We start from the raw sequence: 16007 nt of genomic DNA, 5'->3' as shown, positions 1-16007 counted from the left end.
CTGATCATGCTCGACCGTCCCCTCCCCGACCCGCTCGACTATCTGCAAGAGGTCATGGCCGACGGCGACTTCATTGTGCTGACCGGCGCCGGCATCAGCACGCCGTCGGGCATCCCGGACTACCGCGACACCGACGGTGTGCGCCGTGGCCGGCAGCCGATGATGTACCAGGAATTCCTCGCCGCCCCGGAATCGCGTCGGCGCTACTGGGCCCGGGCCATGCTCGGCTGGCCGCGCGTGCGCCAGGCACGGCCGAACGCTGCCCATGAGGCGTTGGCCAGTCTGCAAAGCCAAGGGCGGATTGGCGGCCTGATTACCCAGAATGTCGACACCCTGCACGATCAGGCCGGCAGTCACGACGTCATCGAACTGCACGGCAGCCTGCACCGGGTTCTGTGTCTGGATTGCGGTCAGCGCAGCGAGCGGGATTCGATTCAGCAATTGATGGAAACGCAGAACCCGTATCTGGCCGGCGTCGATGCCGTGCAGGCGCCGGACGGCGACACTCTGCTCGATCCAGCCTTCGAGGCGCGCTTCCAGGTGCCGCACTGCCCGCATTGCGCAGGCGAACGGATGAAACCGGACGTGGTGTTTTTTGGTGAGAACGTGGCGCAGCCGACAGCAGCGCGGGCCATGGCGCTGGCGGAAAATGCCGCCGGGATGCTGGTGGTGGGTTCGTCGTTGATGGCGTATTCGGCGTTTCGCTTGTGCCGGGTGATTGCGGATCGGGGCAAGCCGCTGATTGCGATCAATCTGGGGAAGACGCGGGCGGATGAGTTGCTGGATTTGAAGATTGAGGGATCGTGCGAACAGCTGCTGCCGCTACTGGCACAACGCCTGACTGCATGACCTGCCGAGGTCAGTGTTCAGCCTTGAGAATGTCAAAAAGCGCCTGAGCCGCCGCCGAAAGTTCATTCCCCGGATCCGTCAGCACGCCAATCGCCCGCTCAACCACGGGCTCGTGCAAGGTCAGGCAATGCGCGCCCAACTCGCGCATCTGCCCGGCACACAACGCCGGCACCGCACTGACGCCTAGCCCACTCGCCACCATGCGCCCGACTGTCGCCAGTTGATGGCTTTCAAATTCCACCGGCAGTTTCATGCCCCGGGCCTGCAAGTGTTCCTCCAGCATCACCCGAACCGTGGACGGTCGTTGCAGGGTGATGAACGGTTCCTGCAGCAAGGTCTGCCAATCAATGTCGCTACAGTCGGCCAGCGACGAATCCTGCGGCACCACCGCAACGAAGCGATCCTTATAAAGAGGCGTGAAGGTCAGCGAGGTGTTCTGCATCGGCTCGAACGCCACGCCAAGTTCCACCTGACGATCGCGCACCATTTCCAGCACTTGCTCATTGATCACGTCGTTGACCGTCACGTTGACGTTCGGATAACGCGCACGGAAGGTCTTGAGGATCGGCGGCAGCAGGTTGCCGGCAAACGATGGCATCGCCGCCAGCGTCACCCGCCCACGCTGCAGGCTGAAGCGCTGGCGCATTTCGTCTTCGGCGTTGTCCCAGTCGGCGATCAGGCGCCGGGCCAGCGGCAGCAGCGATTCGCCCTCCGGGGTCAGCGCCACGTTGCGCGTGTTGCGGCTGAACAGGCGCCCGCCCAGGCCCTCTTCCAGCGCTTTGATGGTCAGGCTCAGCGCCGATTGCGACAGGTGCAGGCGCTCGCAGGCCACGGCAAAGCTCAGGCTCTGGGCCACGGCGAGAAAAGCGCGTATCTGCTTGATGGTCATGAACGATTCACTCAAGGGACTAAGCTGAACACCTCATTGATCGTTCCCACGTCGAGGCGTCGAACCGTCCGCGTGGTAACGCAGCCCGTGACGCTCCGCGTCACTGGGACGCGGAGCGTCCCTAGAGGCATTCCCACGCAGAGCGTGGGAACGATCAACGAGGTCAATTATTGAGCTTTATCAATCAATCAACCTTAAAAATCAACTTAACAAATATATCCTTCAGCGCGACACTCCAGTCATTCGGCTAGCCAGCCGCCCGACAAACAATAAAAGAGGTGCATATGGCAGGTTTCGACAAGCGCGTGTATTCCTACGAGGAAGCCATGGCAGGTCTTGAAGACGGCATGACCGTAATCGCCGGCGGCTTCGGCCTGTGCGGCATCCCGGAAAACCTGATCGCCGAGATCAAGCGCAAGGGCACCCGCGACCTCACCGTCGTCTCCAACAACTGCGGCGTGGATGGCTTTGGCCTCGGCGTGCTGCTGACCGATCGCCAGATCAGCAAGGTGGTCGCCTCCTACGTCGGCGAAAACAAACTGTTCGAAGAGCAACTGCTTAAAGGCGACATCGAAGTCGTCCTGACCCCGCAAGGCACCCTCGCCGAAAAAATGCGCGCAGGCGGTGCCGGCATTCCGGCCTTTTTCACCGCCACCGGCGTTGGCACTCCGGTTGCCGAAGGCAAGGAAGTGCGTGAATTCCACGGTCGCAAGTACCTGATGGAAGAGTCCATCACCGGCGACTTCGCCATCGTCAAAGGCTGGAAAGCCGACCACTTCGGCAACGTCATCTATCGCCACACCGCCCAGAACTTCAACCCGCTGGCCGCCACCGCCGGCAAGATCACCGTGGTCGAAGTCGAAGAAATCGTCGAACCCGGCGAGCTGGATCCGGCACACATCCACACGCCCGGCATCTACGTCGACCGGGTCATTTGCGGCACGTTCGAAAAACGCATCGAACAACGCACCATCCGCAAATAATCCAGGCTGACGGAGAACAAGAACATGGCACTTACCCGCGAACAAATGGCTCAACGCGTCGCCCGCGAAATGCAGGACGGCTACTACGTGAACCTCGGCATCGGCATCCCGACCCTGGTCGCCAACTACATCCCCGAAGGCATGGAAGTCATGCTGCAATCGGAAAACGGCCTGCTCGGCATGGGCCCTTTCCCGACTGAAGACACCATCGACGCCGACATGATCAACGCCGGCAAGCAAACCGTGACCGCGCGCATTGGCGCGTCGATCTTCAGCTCCGCCGAATCCTTCGCAATGATCCGCGGCGGTCACGTCGACCTGACCGTGCTCGGCGCCTTCGAAGTGGACGTGCAAGGCAACATCGCCTCGTGGATGATCCCCGGCAAACTGGTCAAGGGCATGGGCGGCGCGATGGACCTGGTGGCCGGCGCCGACAACATCATCGTCATCATGACCCACGCGTCCAAGGACGGTGAGTCCAAGTTGCTGAGCCAGTGCAGCCTGCCGCTGACCGGCGCCGGTTGCATCAAGCGCGTCCTGACTGACCTTGCGTACCTGGAAATCGAAAATGGCGCTTTTGTCCTCAAGGAACGCGCACCTGGCGTCAGCGTCGAGGAAATCGTCGCCAAAACCGCTGGTAAACTGATCGTCCCGGATCACGTACCGGAAATGCAGTTCGCTGCCGAGTGAGGAATTCGAAAATGCAAGACGTCGTCATTGTTGCCGCCACGCGTACCGCGATCGGCAGTTTCCAGGGATCGCTGGCCACCGTCTCCGCCGTGGATCTGGGCGCAGCGGTCATCCGCCAGTTGCTTGAGCAGACCGGTCTGGACGGTGCTCAGGTCGATGAAGTGATCATGGGCCAGGTACTGACCGCCGGCGCCGGCCAGAACCCGGCGCGCCAGTCGGCGATCAAGGCCGGTCTGCCCCACGCCGTACCGGCCATGACCCTCAACAAGGTTTGCGGTTCGGGCCTCAAGGCCCTGCACCTCGGCGCCCAGGCGATCCGTTGCGGCGATGCTGACGTGATCATCGCCGGCGGCCAGGAAAACATGAGCCTGGCCAATTATGTGATGCCGGGCGCGCGCACCGGTCTGCGCATGGGTCACGCGCAAATCGTCGACACCATGATCAGCGATGGCCTGTGGGATGCGTTCAACGATTACCACATGGGCATCACCGCCGAGAACCTGGTCGAGAAGTACGAGATCAGCCGCGAGCAGCAGGACGCCTTCGCCGCTGCGTCGCAACAGAAAGCCGCCGCGGCCATCGAGGCCGGTCGTTTTGTCGATGAGATCACCCCGATCCTGATTCCGCAGCGCAAAGGCGATCCGGTGGCGTTCAAGGTCGACGAGCAGCCACGCGGCGACACCACCGCCGAATCCCTGGCCAAACTGCGTCCGGCCTTCAAGAAGGACGGCAGCGTCACCGCCGGCAACGCTTCGTCGCTGAACGACGGCGCGGCTGCCATGATTCTGATGAGCGCCGAAAAAGCCAAGGCCCTGGGCCTGCCGGTCCTGGCGAAAATCGCTGCCTACGCCAACGCGGGCGTCGACCCGGCGATCATGGGTATCGGCCCGGTGTCCGCCACTCGCCGCTGCCTGGACAAAGCTGGCTGGAGCATCGGCCAACTCGACCTGATCGAAGCCAACGAAGCCTTCGCCGCGCAATCGCTGGCGGTGGCCAAGGATCTGCAATGGGATCTGGACAAGGTCAACGTCAACGGCGGCGCCATCGCCCTCGGTCACCCGATCGGTGCATCGGGCTGCCGCGTGCTGGTGACCCTGCTCCACGAAATGATCAAGCGTGATGCGAAAAAGGGTCTGGCGACCCTGTGCATCGGCGGCGGTCAGGGCGTGGCCCTGGCGCTGGAACGCGCTTAAGCGCAAAAGAGGTTCAACAGCGGGCGGCGGATCCACGACATCCACTGCCCGTTGGCAACAAACCCGGTACGACTCACGTCGCACCGGGTATTTTTTTGCCCGGTCGTCAGCCAAATTTCACCAGATTCAGCACCGGCAACGGCCCGCCCGGGAACTGCACCAGTCGCGCACCCACGCTCAACTCGCCCAGATCGATACCGAAGAAGCCGAGCTGATCGATCAGCGCTCCCACTTCAGCCTTGGCCTGCGCATCATCCCCGGACAGGAACAGAACACGCTTGCCCCCCTCCGACGCCGGATCCGCTTCCAGCAAACGCGCCAGCAAGTGGTTGAACGCCTTGACCACCCGCGCGCCCGGCACCCATTCGGCGAACACTTCGCTGGACGGCCGCCCCTGCAAATCCACCGGTTTGAACGATGGCGCTTCAATCGAATTGTTGGCGTCGATAACGATCCGTCCACCGAAGTCCGGGAGCCCGGCCAGTGCGGTCGGCAGTTTCGACCAGTTCACCGCGACCAGCACGATGTCCTGAGCCGCTGCTTCTTCACGGGTAACGGCACGGGCAGTCGGGCCGAGTTCCGCGACCAGCTCGGCCAGGGTCTCCGGCCCGCGACTGTTGGCGATGACCAACGGGATGCCCTGACGCGACAAGGCTTTGGCAAACGCTGAACCGATGGCGCCAGCGCCGATGATTCCGATAGTGCTCATGGTGTTCTCCTCAAAGTGGGGGTAAGACTCGAAACGAATCTTGCGCTTGCCATTCCCACTTGATTAGCCGGTAATGTCTTGAATGATCTTCAAGCATCGCTATCAGGTCGAACCTATGGAAACCCTTGCCAATCTGGAATCTTTCGTCCGCAGCGCCGAGACCGGCAGCTTCTCCGCCGCCGCACGGTTGCTGGCGCTGACCCCGGCGGCGGTCAGTCGCAACGTGGCCATTCTTGAACGCAACCTCGGCGTGCGGCTGTTTCAACGCTCGACCCGCAAGCTGTCGTTGACCGAGGCAGGTGAAGGTTTTCTGGCGAGCATCGGCGGCAACCTCGACGCCTTGCAGGCAGCGATTGCGACGGTGGCGACCGAGCGCGGCGAGCCGGCAGGCGTGCTCAAGATCAGCCTGCCGCCGACGTTCGGCATCGATCACATGCTGCCGCTGCTGCCGGAGTTTCTGGCGCGCTATCCGCTGATTCGCCCGGAATGGCACTTCGAGAATCGTCAGGTGGATCTGATCGCCGAGGGCTACGACGTGGCGATTGGTGGCGGCTTCGAACTGACGCCCGGCGTGGTCGCCCGGCCATTGTCGTCCGCCGAAGTGCTGGCGGTGGCGTCGCCGACGTATCTGGCCGGCCGCACACTGCCGCGACATCCGGCTGATCTCGCCGATCACCACGGCATCGTCATGCGCGGCCTGCGCACCGGGCGCCTGCGCCAATGGCAGATGCACAACGAAGCCGGCGAACAGGCCAGCGCCCTGCTCAACCCGAACATCGTCCTGAATGACCCGATGGCCATGCGCACCGCGGCGTTGTTGGGTCTGGGCGTGACGATGCTGGTGCTGCCCGATGTCAGTGCGCAGATCGAACGCGGTGAACTGGTGCGACTGTTGCCCGACTGGCAATGCGATGCCGGCGCGATTTCGCTGTACTACCCCAGCCGCACTTTACTGCCGGCCAAGACCCGGGTGTTCATTGATTTTGTGGTGGAAGCGTTTGGCCGTTAGGCCGCCAGCTGCAGAATCAACCAGGCATTCGCCCCGCTGATCACCACAAACAATCCCCACGCGAGCACCTTGGTCGGCAACCGGTTCACAAACGGCCCCATCAGTTGCTTGTCGTTGGTCATGCGAATCAGCGGATACAGCGCAAACGGCAGTTGCAGGCTCAACACCACCTGGCTCAACACCAGCAACTTGCCCACCGCGCCGTCGCCCATCAGCCACACGCCGATGAATGCCGGAATCAGCGCCAGCCCACGGGTGATCAGGCGCCGCTGCCAGCAAGGGATCCGCAGGTTCAGATAGCCTTCCATGATCACTTGCCCGGCGATGGTGCCGGTGAAGGTCGAACTCTGCCCCGAGGCCAGCAACGCCACGCCGAACAGCACACTGGCCAGCGCGCCGCCCACCAATGGGTCGAGCAAGTGATAGGCGTCCTGGATGTCGACCACGTCGGTGTGTCCGGACTGATGAAAGGCTGCCGCCGCGAGAATCAGGATCGCCGCGTTGACCAGCAACGCCAGCGCCAGCGAACCGATGGTGTCGATGCGCGCCAGTTTTACCGCGTCCTGCTTGCTGGCCAGATCCTTGCCGATCAGCCGTGTCTGTACGATCGACGTGTGCAGATACAGGTTGTGCGGCATGACAGTGGCGCCGAGGATGCCGATGGCCAGGTACAACGGCGCGGCGTCGCTGATCGCCGACAGCGACGGTTTGAAGCCCAGAGCGACGTCCGGCCAGTACGGTTTGATCAGCAACAGCTCGACGAAGAAACACGCGCCGATGGTGCCCACCAGCACCAGCATGATCGCTTCCAGCCGGCGGAAACCACGGTTCTGCAGGGCCAGCACCAGCAAAGTATCGAATGCTGTCAGGGCGATGCCGAACGTCAGCGAACACCCGAGCAACAGGTGAAACGCCAGCGCACAGCCGAGCACTTCTGCCAGGTCGGTGGCGATGATCGAGATTTCCGCCAGCACCCATTGCAGCCGCGCCGTCGGAGTGCTGTAGCGTTCGCGGGACAGCTGCGCCAGATCGCGCCCGGTGGCGATGCCCAATCGCGAGCACAGACATTGCACAACCATGCCCGCCAGACTCGCCAGCAATACCACGAACAACAGGCTGTAACCGAAGCGCGAACCGGCCTCGATGGCGGTGGCCCAGTTGCCCGGATCCATGTAGCCGATCGACACCAGCAAACCGGGGCCGGCAAAGCGCAGCACGCGTTTGAAGAACGAGGCGTTGGGATCGACCGGAACACTGCCGGCCACTTCCGGCGGGCAGAACGGCGCCGTAGCGATTTTGGGCAAGCTGAATTTCACGCACACATCCAGAAACAAGTCGAAAGACGCAGCTTAGACGTTTCAGTCGGCGCGCCCAAGCGCAGATGTGCTGCGATCAGGGTTTGGCAGTACCCAGCAGTTGCTGGCGCAGTTCGGGATTGCGCGTGCGTGGATCCAGCCAGATATTGAAAAAAGCCTGGGCGAACAGAGGGTCATTGATCTCGTGCTGCAACTGTTGGCCAACAAAAAACCGCGCGCCCTGCCCTGGCAGATACACCCCGGTGATCCGCGTGCCGGCCTGCACGTCGACGAACGATTGCTGCATCTGGGCCTGCCACACCGCCAGTTGCGCAGGACTGATGGAGGCGCCTGCCAGGCGTTTGATCTCGTCGACGCTGGCCTTGACCAAATCTTCGCGGGACACGCTGCGCCGATAGATCAGCTCCAGGGCGAAGGGCTGACCATCGGCCAATGGACGCGCGGCGCTCCACAACCGGGCGTTGTAAACGTCGAAACCGAACACGCTGAAATCGCCGGTGCCGATGATCTGCGCGCCGGGCACCGCGTCTTGCCAACTGGCCCAAGTGGGTGTCAGCAACAACGCCCACAAGCCGATCCCGCAGCATCCACGCAACAACTTCGGTGTATTGCTCATCGCGGTATCGACTCCGGTAAACCCTGATACTCAGAGCATAGTCGGCTATTGCGCTCGTCATTTTGTATACATGTTTTGCATGCATATGCAGCAATCCGTGAACCACAATGCTAACGTGGCCCTTATTGACCCGACGGAGACACCTGCGTGCTGATCCTCAAACTGCTGCTGATTCCCGGTTTCCTGCTGCTGATTTCCCTCGCGGGCAAGCGTTGGGGCCCCAGCGTCGCCGGGTGGCTGTCGGGGTTGCCAGTGGTGGTCGGGCCGATTCTGTTTTTCCTCGCCATCGAGCAAGGCCCGGCGTTTGCCGCGCAATCGGCGGTGGCGGCGCTGTCGGCCATGTTTGCGATGATCGCGTTTTGCATCACTTACGCGCAGGTGGCGCAGCGGACGAGCTGGCCGCTGGCGTTGGTGGTTTCTTTATCGGTCTGGGCCGTGCTGGCGTTGATCCTGTCGCTGATACCGGCCTCTCTGCCCTTCTCGATTGCCGCCGCTGCAACTGCCCTGCTTGCCGCGCCATACCTGTTTCCCAAGGTGCAACCGGTGGTCAGCGGCCCCGCGCCAAAGTCGGACAAACTGGTCTGGCGGATGATCGCCGGGGCCGCGCTCACGCTGGTGGTGACGATGCTGGCCAGCACCGTCGGCGAGCGCTGGAGCGGTCTGCTCGCGGTGTTCCCGGTGCTCGGCAGCGTGATGGCGGTGTTCTCCCAGCAGACCCGTGGCCCGGCGTTTACCGCCGCGTTGTTGCGGGCGACAGCGACGGGGATGTATTCGTTTTCGGCGTTTTGTCTGGTGCTGGCGCTGACGGTTCCCAATCTGGGTTTCGGCGGTTTCGTGGTGGCTGTGGCCGTTTCGGTGGCGATGCTGGGCGTCACCCGGCAGTTGCTGGCCAAACCCGCGCCGGCACCGTCGCCGAACTGAACCCGCCCGGACAAACCGCTCTGGAGTGCCGGGTGTGCTCCGTGGGATGATCGCCGCCCAAGCGCGACCATCCCTCGGAGATTCGAATGTCATTGCTTAGCAAGAAAGCCGTCGTCCTGTTGTTGGCGGCGGTGGCCGGTTTCGGTGCCATCAATGCTCAGGCAGCCAAAGCCAAAGAGAAGGCTGTCACCGAGAAAGTCTCGATGCTCGACGGCAAATTCAGTTTTGTCCTGCCCAAGGGCTTTGTCGGCGACCCGCTGCCAGCCGGGCCGACCGGTGCGAAGGGCACCATGTACAGCAACGACGCCACCAAGACTGTGGTCATCGTCGCCGAAAACCAGATTCCCGAAGGCAACAACGTCAAGGACAACGACAGTGCATTCCTCGACGGCACCGTCTCCGATTTCATCGACGCCCAACGCAAGGCCCTGCCGGACTTCAACAAGCTCAGCGAAAAGAGCCTGACCCAGAAAGGTAACGGCCTGGGCTTGCGTCAGGTCGACAGCACCGCCACCCAGGGCGGCGGCCAGACTCTCAACACCACGTTGCTGGCCGGTTCCGGCACGCGCATGGCGCTGGTCCAGGTGATTTCCCGAGCCAGCGACAAGAGCGGTCACGAGGCACTGGTGAAAACCATCCTCAAGGAAAAGTGATCTTCACGGGTTGAGTTGCTGCAACCAGTCGTTCAAATCCCGAAGCTCGGCCGCACTGATGCTGTGGCCGACGCCGGGATAGGCATGAAATTGCGGTTTGTACGACAGCTTCTGCAACAACGCATCGGCCTCGGTGCCACCGCTGTAAGGTACACGGTCATCCGCCGTGCCGTGGCCGATGAAGATTTCCAGCGGCGGATGCTGCTGCTCTGATTTCAGCTCGCTCTTGAGCACCGGCAATATCCGCCCACTCAATGCCGCGATGCCACCCACTACCGCCGGCTGCCGCAGCCCTACCTCGTAGGTCATCATCGCGCCCTGGCTGAAACCGATCAGGTACACCTTCTCCGGTTGCGCGTGATATTTCTGCGCCGCTGCGGCGATAAAGGCCCGCAGTTTCTGGCTGCTGGCCTTCAGATCATCCGTCTCGCCGTTGTAGGCACCTTCGCCTTTCTTGCGAAACCACTGGAAACGCCCTTCACCCAACGCCATCGGTGCCTGCACCGACAGGTAGTTGTACTGCTTGGGCAGCTGAAATTTCATACCGATCAAGTCTGCTTCGTTGCTGCCATAGCCATGCAGGAAAATCACCAGCGGACGCTGTTCGGCGTCCGGGTGAACCTGGGCCAGGTAGTTGAGCGGCAGATCGTTTTGCAGCGAGGTCTGAGCCTGAACGGCAGTGGACGCGAGCAGCGTCAACAGCGCAAACACCTTCAACATAAGCCTTCCTTCACACAGTGCAGGGTTCGGCGCAGAGCCTAACACTGTGATCCGGAGGATGGGGTGTCAGTCGTTGATCAGCTTGCCGACTCGAATCGGCTCGCGCCCCGCCACTTTCGCCTGCCAGATGCCCGGCTGGGTGTAGCGTCCGCGATCGATGGCGAACAACACGCCACTGGTGCCCGCGCGCACGGTGGTCACGCGGTCGTTCAACGGATCGACCACTTCGAACAGCGCATCGCCGCGCTCGACCCACTCACCGGCATCGCGCAGGAAACTCACCACGCCGTGGTGCGGGGCGAACAGGTATTCGGTGCCTTCGAACGGCATGCCTTCGCAGCATTCCTGCGGCGCCTTCGGCCATTCGCCGCTGATGAAGCCCTGCTCGGCCAAAAAGCCCAGAATCGCCTCGCAATTGGCCTGAGCCTGATCGACGCGGGTGTCGCCCATGCTGCCCAGTTCCAGTGTGGTAGCGAGGTTGGCCGGTGGAATCGCAGCCTCCGGGAACATCCGCGCCAGGCGCAACCACGGCGAGGAGCAGGATTCATCGAACGAACTGCCACCGGAATCTTCACACAACAGCGCCACGCCAGCCTTCAGGCGTGCGGCGAGGGATCGCCACTGCGGCCAGTGCTGCGGCAAGGCGTAGATATGAATCGCGGCGTCGAAATCGCAATGCAGATCGAGGGTGATGTCGGCCTCACAGGCGTGGCGCAGCAACAGGCGGTGCAGCGCTTCCAGTTGCGACGCCGGCGCTGGCAACGCATCAAGCACCTGGCCCATGGTCTGGCGGATCAACGCAATGTTGGCTTGGGCATCACCACCCAACTGACTCCCGATGCGCTCGGCCACCGGCGCACTGAGTTCGACGAAGGAGCGGTTGAAGTTCTTGCCGCTGCCCAGTTCGAAACGGCCCATGTGACTGCCTTGCAGATGCTGATCGAGGCCGATCGGGTTGGCCACCGGCACCAGTTCGATCACGCCTTGCAACTGATCGTTGCTTTCCAGCTCGGCCAGGCGCTTTTTCAGTTCCCACGCGGTGCGCATGCCCGGCAGTTCATCGGCGTGCAGGCTGGCCTGGATGTAGACCTTGCGCGGGCCGGCGCCATAACGGAACACGCTCAGGGAACGTTCGCTGCCCAGGTGGCTCCAGGGCAGAAGGTGGTCGATGCGTTGCATGGGGAACTCCGGAAATTCTGTAGTCGTTGCCGAGGCAATGACTGCATTGAAAATGTGCTGACAGGATAAATCACGGGCGAAAAAAAAGTGGCCACCGAATGAACGGGGCCACTTTTTTCTACGGCGTATTAATGGCCGTACACGTCAAAGTCGAAGTACTTGTCCTGCACTTGCTTGTACTTGCCGTTGGCGCGGATTTCGTTGATGGCGGTGTTGAATTTCTCAGCCAGCTCGGTATCGCCTTTACGCACTGCAATACCGGCGCCGCCGCCGAAGTACTTGGCGTCTTCGTAGGTCGGGCCGACGAATTCAAAGCCTTTGCCGGCGTCGGTTTTCAGGAAGCCGTCGCTCAGGTTGACCGAGTCGGCCAGCATCGCGTCGATACGACCGGACACCATGTCCAGGTTGGCTTCCTGCTGCGAGCCGTAACGCACCAGTTCGATCCCGGCCGGCACCAGCACTTCGGTGGCGTAACGGTCGTGGGTACTGGCGCGCAGCACGCCGACTTTCTTGCCTTTGAGCTCAACCAGCGGGTCTTTCACGCCCGAGCCTGCCTTCATCACGAAGCGCGCCGGGGTGTGGTAATACTTGATGGTGAAATCGACGTTTTTCTTGCGGTCGTCAGTGATGGTCATCGAGGACAGGATCGCATCGATCTTCTTCACTTTCAGCGCCGGGATCAGGCCGTCGAACTCTTGCTCGACCCAGGTGCATTTGACTTTCATCTGCTCACACAGCGCGTCGCCGATGTCCACGTCGAAACCGGCCAGTTTGCCGTCAGGGGTTTTCATCGAGAATGGCGGGTAACCGGCTTCGATACCGATACGGATCGGTTTGGCGTCTTCGGCCACGGCGGTCAGGGACAACATCGACAGTGCCAGGGCACCGAACATAACCAGCTTTTTCATTTATTACTCCCGTGTGCGGAGGCTTTTATTGGCAGCTTTCGATTGTCAGGTTCGGCCTTGGGCTGTGTAGCGCAAAGAAACCGAAGTGGCCGGCAGTCTATGGCGGCGCGCACGGGGCAAATTGTGTTTAAGCGACAAATACTTACAGAAAATCGGCGAGTGCCATCACGTGGGAAAAGTGTGCGCCAGAGCGGTGCAAGGGTTGTAGGACAAAGCCGACAAAAGGTGCCGCCGAAGCGGCAACCTTCTGGCTATCAGCAGTCGCAAGCGATCGGCGCAGTGGCGACGCGCGCTGTCGCAACACTCAACTGGAAGCCTTCATCCAGCCACCCGGTCACCCCGCCGATCATCTCCTTGACCGGATAACCCAACGCCGCCAGCTTCACCGCAGCTTTGTTGGCACCATTGCAGTGGGGACCGGCGCAATAAACCACGAAAAGCGTGTTTTTCGAGTAGTCCACCAACCCTTCCGCCGTCAGCAAACGCCCCGGAATATTGATCGCTCCCGGCACATGTCCACGTTCGTAGGCCAACGGCCCGCGCACGTCCACCAGCACAAAGTCGACATCACCGGCTTCCTGGCTGCTGAAGACGTCGGAACAATCGGTTTCAAAGGTCAGACGGTTGCTGAAATGCATCAGGGCAATGGCCGAAGGCGCTGCAGGGATTTCGCGAACCAGGCTGGGCATGTTGAATCACTCCTTTGTCGGTGGGGATGAACAGACTTTATCGGGCCGTCGCTTGCCGCTACAGTGGCGCACAAGACACTCACCGGGAATTTTCCGCCAAATGCCTGATTCACCTGGATTGGTCGCGATTCTGGCCTACGACGGCCTCTGCACATTTGAATTCGGCATCGCCGTGGAGATCTTCGGCCTGGCCCGGCCGGAGTTCGACTTTCCGTGGTACGAGCACTGCATTGCGGCGGTCGATCAAGGCCCGATGCGCGCCATGGGCGGGATCCAGGTGCTGGCCGATGGCGGTCTGGAATTGTTGGCGGATGCGCGCACCATCATCATTCCTGGATGGCGCGACCGCAGTGCACCGGTGCCGGAAGTCTTGCTCGAAACATTGCGTGACGCGCATTCACGCGGCGCTCGGTTGCTGTCGATCTGCTCCGGTGTGTTTGTGTTGGCAGCAAGCGGCCTGCTCGACGGGCATGGCGCCACCACTCATTGGCGCTACACCTCGGAGCTTGCCGAGCGCTTCCCGGCCATCGATGTCGATCCTGATGTGCTTTACGTCGATTCCGGCCAATTGATCACCTCCGCCGGCAGTGCAGCGGGGATCGACGCCTGCCTGCACCTGGTGGCGCGGGACTTCGGCACCCAGATCGCCAACTCGGTGGCGCGGCGGCTGGTGATGTCGCCGCAGCGCACCGGCGGTCAGGCGCAATTCATTCCGACGCCGGTCAGCCCGACGCCGCGCAGCGACCTGTCGCGCGTGATGCAGTGGGCCCGCGAGCGCCTGCACGAACCGCTGGAAGTGCGCGATCTGGCCAGCGAAGCGGCGATGAGCGAACGCACCTTCCTGCGAAAATTCAGCGAAGCCAGCGGCCAGTCACCCAAGGCCTGGCTGCAACACGAACGCCTGGCCCGGGCCCGGGAATTGCTGGAAAGCACGCCGCAGAACACCGAACAGATTGCCCTGCGCTGTGGCTATCGGTCGGTGGAGAGCTTTCGTGTGGCGTTTCGCAGCGTGGTCGGGGTGCCGCCGTCGGTGTATCGCGAACGCTTTGGTCGCGAGATCAAGGCTTGCGCAGAAGATAGGTGTCCATGATCCAGCCATGCTCGGCCCGCGCAGCCTTGCGTACCCGTTCTATCTCATCGGCAACGTCGCCGAGCTTGCCATGGATGAGGATTTCGTCCGGCGTGCCGAGGTAGGCGCCCCAGTAGATCTCTGTCTCCTGATCCGTCACCTGATGGTAGGAATCTTCGGCGTCGAGCATCACCACCAGACTGTCCGTGTCACTCACCTGCCCTGCCGCCAGGCGTCGGCCGGTGGTGATTTCAATCGAGCGGCCGATGGTGTTCAACGGCACCTTGTGTTGTGCCGCCAGGGCCTGAACGCTGGTGATGCCGGGAATGACTTCAAATTCAAACGCGCATCGCCCCGAATCCAGAATCGCCTGCAGGATACGAATGGTGCTGTCGTACAGCGCTGGATCGCCCCACACCAGAAAACCACCGCACTGCCCGTCAGACAATTCGTCATTGATCAGGCGTTCGAAGGTTTGCTGCTTGGCGCGGTTCAGATCATCGACGCTGGCGCTGTAGTCTACATCGCCGCGCTCGCGCTCCGGGCTGTGGGCCTCGGCGAAACGGTACGTACGATCAGTGATGTAACGCTCGCAGATTTCTCGCCGCAGGTCGATCAGCTTGTCCTTGCTCTGGCCCTTGTCCATCAGGAAAAACACGTCCACCCGGTTCAGCGCCTTCACCGCCTGCATCGTGATGTAGTCCGGGTTGCCGGCACCGATGCCGATCACCAGCAATCGCTTCATGGCTCTGCTCCTTCCACACTCATGCCGGACAAGCGTAGCCGCCAGCGCCCGGTAAACCGCAGATCGACCGCCGCCAGCGGCTCGACATCAATGCTGTGAAACGCCTCGCCCTGCGCGACCTGCATCAATGCAGCACGAATCACGAACGGATGGGTGACCGCCAACACGTGTCCCGGCGTGGCTTGCAGTGAAACCAGCCACGCGGCCACTCGTTCACGCAGTTGCGCCACCGACTCACCGCCATGGGGTGCGGCGTGCGGATCGTCGAGCCAGGCTTGCAATGCCTCGGGTTCGTTCCGCTGCAAATCCTTTATCGACTGACCTTGCCAGCGTCCCCAGTCGCAATCACGCAGGGCCTGATCAATATGTATGTCGTGGCCAAACCACGCCGCCGTCTGGCGAGTGCGCAGTTCCGGGCCGCAAATCAACCGTGACGCAGTGTCCAGACGCGAAGCCAGCGAGTCGGACGCCAGCGCCACGTCTTCAACAGGCTCGTTCGTAGGAAAACACGCCAATTTTTGTGCGACTGTTCTGGCATGGCAGATCAAGGTCAAACGGGTGGTCTGCACGGGAGGCTACTCGGCTGAAAGACAGGACGGTCATCGACATAATCGCTGATGAAGCGGCAATTGTGCCGTAAACCGGGATGCTCCGGGCGAGTCGATTGGATGATCCGAGCGTGTGAAAGCGGCAATGTCTGACACCATTATGGGCAATGGACTACAAAACTGGTCGACATACGTGTAACTCTTGCGTTACGGGCATCCCGCCTCATTTTGGGGCCTGATTTAAACGCGGAAAAATTCGCTAGACATGTAGCGTCAGTTACATAAATACTGTTTTAACGGATTGTGAAGCGAATTCAACAC

18 protein-coding genes are annotated in these 16007 nt (G+C 61.6%); 8 read left to right on the top strand and 10 right to left on the bottom strand.

The window, feature by feature from the left end; translation table 11 throughout:
• Positions 1-6: 6 nt before the first annotated feature.
• Positions 7-849 carry an NAD-dependent protein deacetylase gene (locus CAF74_RS26120; protein ID WP_085748247.1) on the top strand — a complete coding sequence of 281 codons (843 nt, stop codon included), beginning with the start codon at positions 7-9 and terminating at the stop codon, positions 847-849.
• Positions 850-859: 10 nt separating this feature from the next.
• On the opposite strand, the gene CAF74_RS26115 is transcribed toward CAF74_RS26120, so the two are convergent.
• Positions 860-1738 carry a LysR family transcriptional regulator gene (locus CAF74_RS26115; RefSeq protein WP_085748246.1) on the bottom strand — a complete coding sequence of 293 codons (879 nt, stop codon included), beginning with the start codon at positions 1736-1738 and terminating at the stop codon, positions 860-862.
• 284 nt (positions 1739-2022) lie between these two features.
• Here CAF74_RS26115 and CAF74_RS26110 point away from each other — a divergent pair, with 284 nt between their 5' ends.
• From CAF74_RS26110 to CAF74_RS26100, 3 genes are read left to right on the top strand one after another with little or no spacing between them, the layout of a single operon-like run.
• Entirely contained in the window at positions 2023-2721 is a 699-nt protein-coding gene (locus CAF74_RS26110; protein ID WP_007956274.1) for a CoA transferase subunit A, read from the top strand.
• 24 nt (positions 2722-2745) lie between these two features.
• On the top strand, positions 2746-3411 hold the full coding sequence (locus CAF74_RS26105) for a CoA transferase subunit B (RefSeq protein WP_007956272.1): 666 nt from the start codon (positions 2746-2748) through the stop codon (positions 3409-3411).
• A gap of 11 nt (positions 3412-3422) precedes the next feature.
• Positions 3423-4604: an acetyl-CoA C-acetyltransferase gene (locus tag CAF74_RS26100; RefSeq protein ID WP_085748245.1), complete on the top strand. Its 1182-nt coding sequence runs from the start codon at positions 3423-3425 to the stop codon at positions 4602-4604.
• 106 nt (positions 4605-4710) lie between these two features.
• Here CAF74_RS26100 and CAF74_RS26095 read toward each other — a convergent pair whose 3' ends face one another.
• The gene (locus CAF74_RS26095) at positions 4711-5313 is read right to left on the bottom strand and encodes an NADPH-dependent F420 reductase (protein WP_085613537.1); all 603 of its coding nucleotides are present in this window, start codon (positions 5311-5313) and stop codon (positions 4711-4713) included.
• A 115-nt stretch (positions 5314-5428) separates the two neighbouring features.
• On the opposite strand from CAF74_RS26095, the gene CAF74_RS26090 reads away from it, so the two are divergent.
• On the top strand, positions 5429-6322 hold the full coding sequence (locus tag CAF74_RS26090; protein WP_085748314.1) for a LysR family transcriptional regulator: 894 nt from the start codon (positions 5429-5431) through the stop codon (positions 6320-6322).
• Here CAF74_RS26090 and CAF74_RS26085 read toward each other — a convergent pair.
• A complete protein-coding gene (locus tag CAF74_RS26085) occupies positions 6319-7638 on the bottom strand; it encodes an Nramp family divalent metal transporter (protein WP_085748244.1) in 1320 nt (439 codons plus the stop codon). The two genes, CAF74_RS26090 and CAF74_RS26085, sit on opposite strands and share 4 nt — an antisense overlap.
• 76 nt (positions 7639-7714) lie before the next feature.
• On the bottom strand, positions 7715-8254 hold the full coding sequence (locus CAF74_RS26080) for a chalcone isomerase family protein (protein WP_085748243.1): 540 nt from the start codon (positions 8252-8254) through the stop codon (positions 7715-7717).
• Positions 8255-8401: 147 nt separating this feature from the next.
• Between CAF74_RS26080 and CAF74_RS26075 the strand changes: the two genes are divergently transcribed.
• Together CAF74_RS26075 and CAF74_RS26070 are read left to right on the top strand one after the other, a co-directional pair.
• Positions 8402-9175, top strand: a complete 774-nt coding sequence (locus CAF74_RS26075) for a hypothetical protein (protein WP_085748242.1) — start codon at positions 8402-8404, stop codon at positions 9173-9175.
• Between the two features lie 86 nt (positions 9176-9261).
• Positions 9262-9828: a hypothetical protein gene (locus CAF74_RS26070; protein ID WP_085748241.1), complete on the top strand. Its 567-nt coding sequence runs from the start codon at positions 9262-9264 to the stop codon at positions 9826-9828.
• A 3-nt stretch (positions 9829-9831) separates the two neighbouring features.
• On the opposite strand, the gene CAF74_RS26065 is transcribed toward CAF74_RS26070, so the two are convergent.
• From CAF74_RS26065 to CAF74_RS26050, 4 genes are all read right to left on the bottom strand, one after another.
• Complete coding sequence (locus CAF74_RS26065) at positions 9832-10548, bottom strand: alpha/beta hydrolase (protein WP_085748240.1); 717 nt, start codon at positions 10546-10548, stop codon at positions 9832-9834.
• Between the two features lie 66 nt (positions 10549-10614).
• A complete protein-coding gene (locus tag CAF74_RS26060) occupies positions 10615-11727 on the bottom strand; it encodes a succinylglutamate desuccinylase/aspartoacylase family protein (RefSeq protein ID WP_085748239.1) in 1113 nt (370 codons plus the stop codon).
• A 128-nt stretch (positions 11728-11855) separates the two neighbouring features.
• On the bottom strand, positions 11856-12635 hold the full coding sequence (locus CAF74_RS26055) for an ABC transporter substrate-binding protein (RefSeq protein ID WP_007956251.1): 780 nt from the start codon (positions 12633-12635) through the stop codon (positions 11856-11858).
• A 254-nt stretch (positions 12636-12889) separates the two neighbouring features.
• The gene (locus CAF74_RS26050) at positions 12890-13324 is read right to left on the bottom strand and encodes a rhodanese-like domain-containing protein (RefSeq protein WP_085748238.1); all 435 of its coding nucleotides are present in this window, start codon (positions 13322-13324) and stop codon (positions 12890-12892) included.
• 100 nt (positions 13325-13424) lie between these two features.
• Between CAF74_RS26050 and ftrA the strand changes: the two genes are divergently transcribed.
• Positions 13425-14414 carry a transcriptional regulator FtrA gene (gene ftrA / locus CAF74_RS26045; protein ID WP_085748237.1) on the top strand — a complete coding sequence of 330 codons (990 nt, stop codon included), beginning with the start codon at positions 13425-13427 and terminating at the stop codon, positions 14412-14414.
• On the opposite strand, the gene cobF is transcribed toward ftrA, so the two are convergent.
• Positions 14383-15138, bottom strand: a complete 756-nt coding sequence (cobF, locus tag CAF74_RS26040; RefSeq protein WP_085748236.1) for a precorrin-6A synthase (deacetylating) — start codon at positions 15136-15138, stop codon at positions 14383-14385. The two genes, ftrA and cobF, sit on opposite strands and share 32 nt — an antisense overlap.
• Positions 15135-15707, bottom strand: coding sequence for a histidine phosphatase family protein (locus CAF74_RS26035; protein WP_085748235.1), 573 nt, complete (start codon positions 15705-15707; stop codon positions 15135-15137). The genes cobF and CAF74_RS26035 overlap by 4 nt, the downstream gene beginning before the upstream one ends.
• Positions 15708-16007: the final 300 nt, after the last annotated feature.

This window comes from Pseudomonas sp. R45(2017), assembly GCF_002112305.1.
Classification (GTDB): domain Bacteria; phylum Pseudomonadota; class Gammaproteobacteria; order Pseudomonadales; family Pseudomonadaceae; genus Aquipseudomonas; species Aquipseudomonas paraglycinae.
The sequence above is the reverse complement of the archived record's forward strand: the minus strand, read 5'-3'. Positions and strand labels throughout refer to the sequence as shown.

What these genes read in the sequence shown, in the direction of transcription:
- CAF74_RS26055 (WP_007956251.1), bottom strand. Translation starts at nt 12,635, where the DNA reads ATGAAAAAGCTGGTTATGTTCGGTGCCCTGGCACTGTCGATGTTGTCC.
- cobF (WP_085748236.1), bottom strand. Translation starts at nt 15,138, where the DNA reads ATGAAGCGATTGCTGGTGATCGGCATCGGTGCCGGCAACCCGGACTAC.
- CAF74_RS26115 (WP_085748246.1), bottom strand. Translation starts at nt 1,738, where the DNA reads ATGACCATCAAGCAGATACGCGCTTTTCTCGCCGTGGCCCAGAGCCTG.
- CAF74_RS26105 (WP_007956272.1), top strand. Translation starts at nt 2,746, where the DNA reads ATGGCACTTACCCGCGAACAAATGGCTCAACGCGTCGCCCGCGAAATG.
- CAF74_RS26070 (WP_085748241.1), top strand. Translation starts at nt 9,262, where the DNA reads ATGTCATTGCTTAGCAAGAAAGCCGTCGTCCTGTTGTTGGCGGCGGTG.
- CAF74_RS26100 (WP_085748245.1), top strand. Translation starts at nt 3,423, where the DNA reads ATGCAAGACGTCGTCATTGTTGCCGCCACGCGTACCGCGATCGGCAGT.
- CAF74_RS26120 (WP_085748247.1), top strand. Translation starts at nt 7, where the DNA reads ATGCTCGACCGTCCCCTCCCCGACCCGCTCGACTATCTGCAAGAGGTC.
- CAF74_RS26080 (WP_085748243.1), bottom strand. Translation starts at nt 8,254, where the DNA reads ATGAGCAATACACCGAAGTTGTTGCGTGGATGCTGCGGGATCGGCTTG.
- CAF74_RS26110 (WP_007956274.1), top strand. Translation starts at nt 2,023, where the DNA reads ATGGCAGGTTTCGACAAGCGCGTGTATTCCTACGAGGAAGCCATGGCA.
- CAF74_RS26050 (WP_085748238.1), bottom strand. Translation starts at nt 13,324, where the DNA reads ATGCCCAGCCTGGTTCGCGAAATCCCTGCAGCGCCTTCGGCCATTGCC.
- CAF74_RS26060 (WP_085748239.1), bottom strand. Translation starts at nt 11,727, where the DNA reads ATGCAACGCATCGACCACCTTCTGCCCTGGAGCCACCTGGGCAGCGAA.
- CAF74_RS26095 (WP_085613537.1), bottom strand. Translation starts at nt 5,313, where the DNA reads ATGAGCACTATCGGAATCATCGGCGCTGGCGCCATCGGTTCAGCGTTT.
- ftrA (WP_085748237.1), top strand. Translation starts at nt 13,425, where the DNA reads ATGCCTGATTCACCTGGATTGGTCGCGATTCTGGCCTACGACGGCCTC.
- CAF74_RS26090 (WP_085748314.1), top strand. Translation starts at nt 5,429, where the DNA reads ATGGAAACCCTTGCCAATCTGGAATCTTTCGTCCGCAGCGCCGAGACC.
- CAF74_RS26065 (WP_085748240.1), bottom strand. Translation starts at nt 10,548, where the DNA reads ATGTTGAAGGTGTTTGCGCTGTTGACGCTGCTCGCGTCCACTGCCGTT.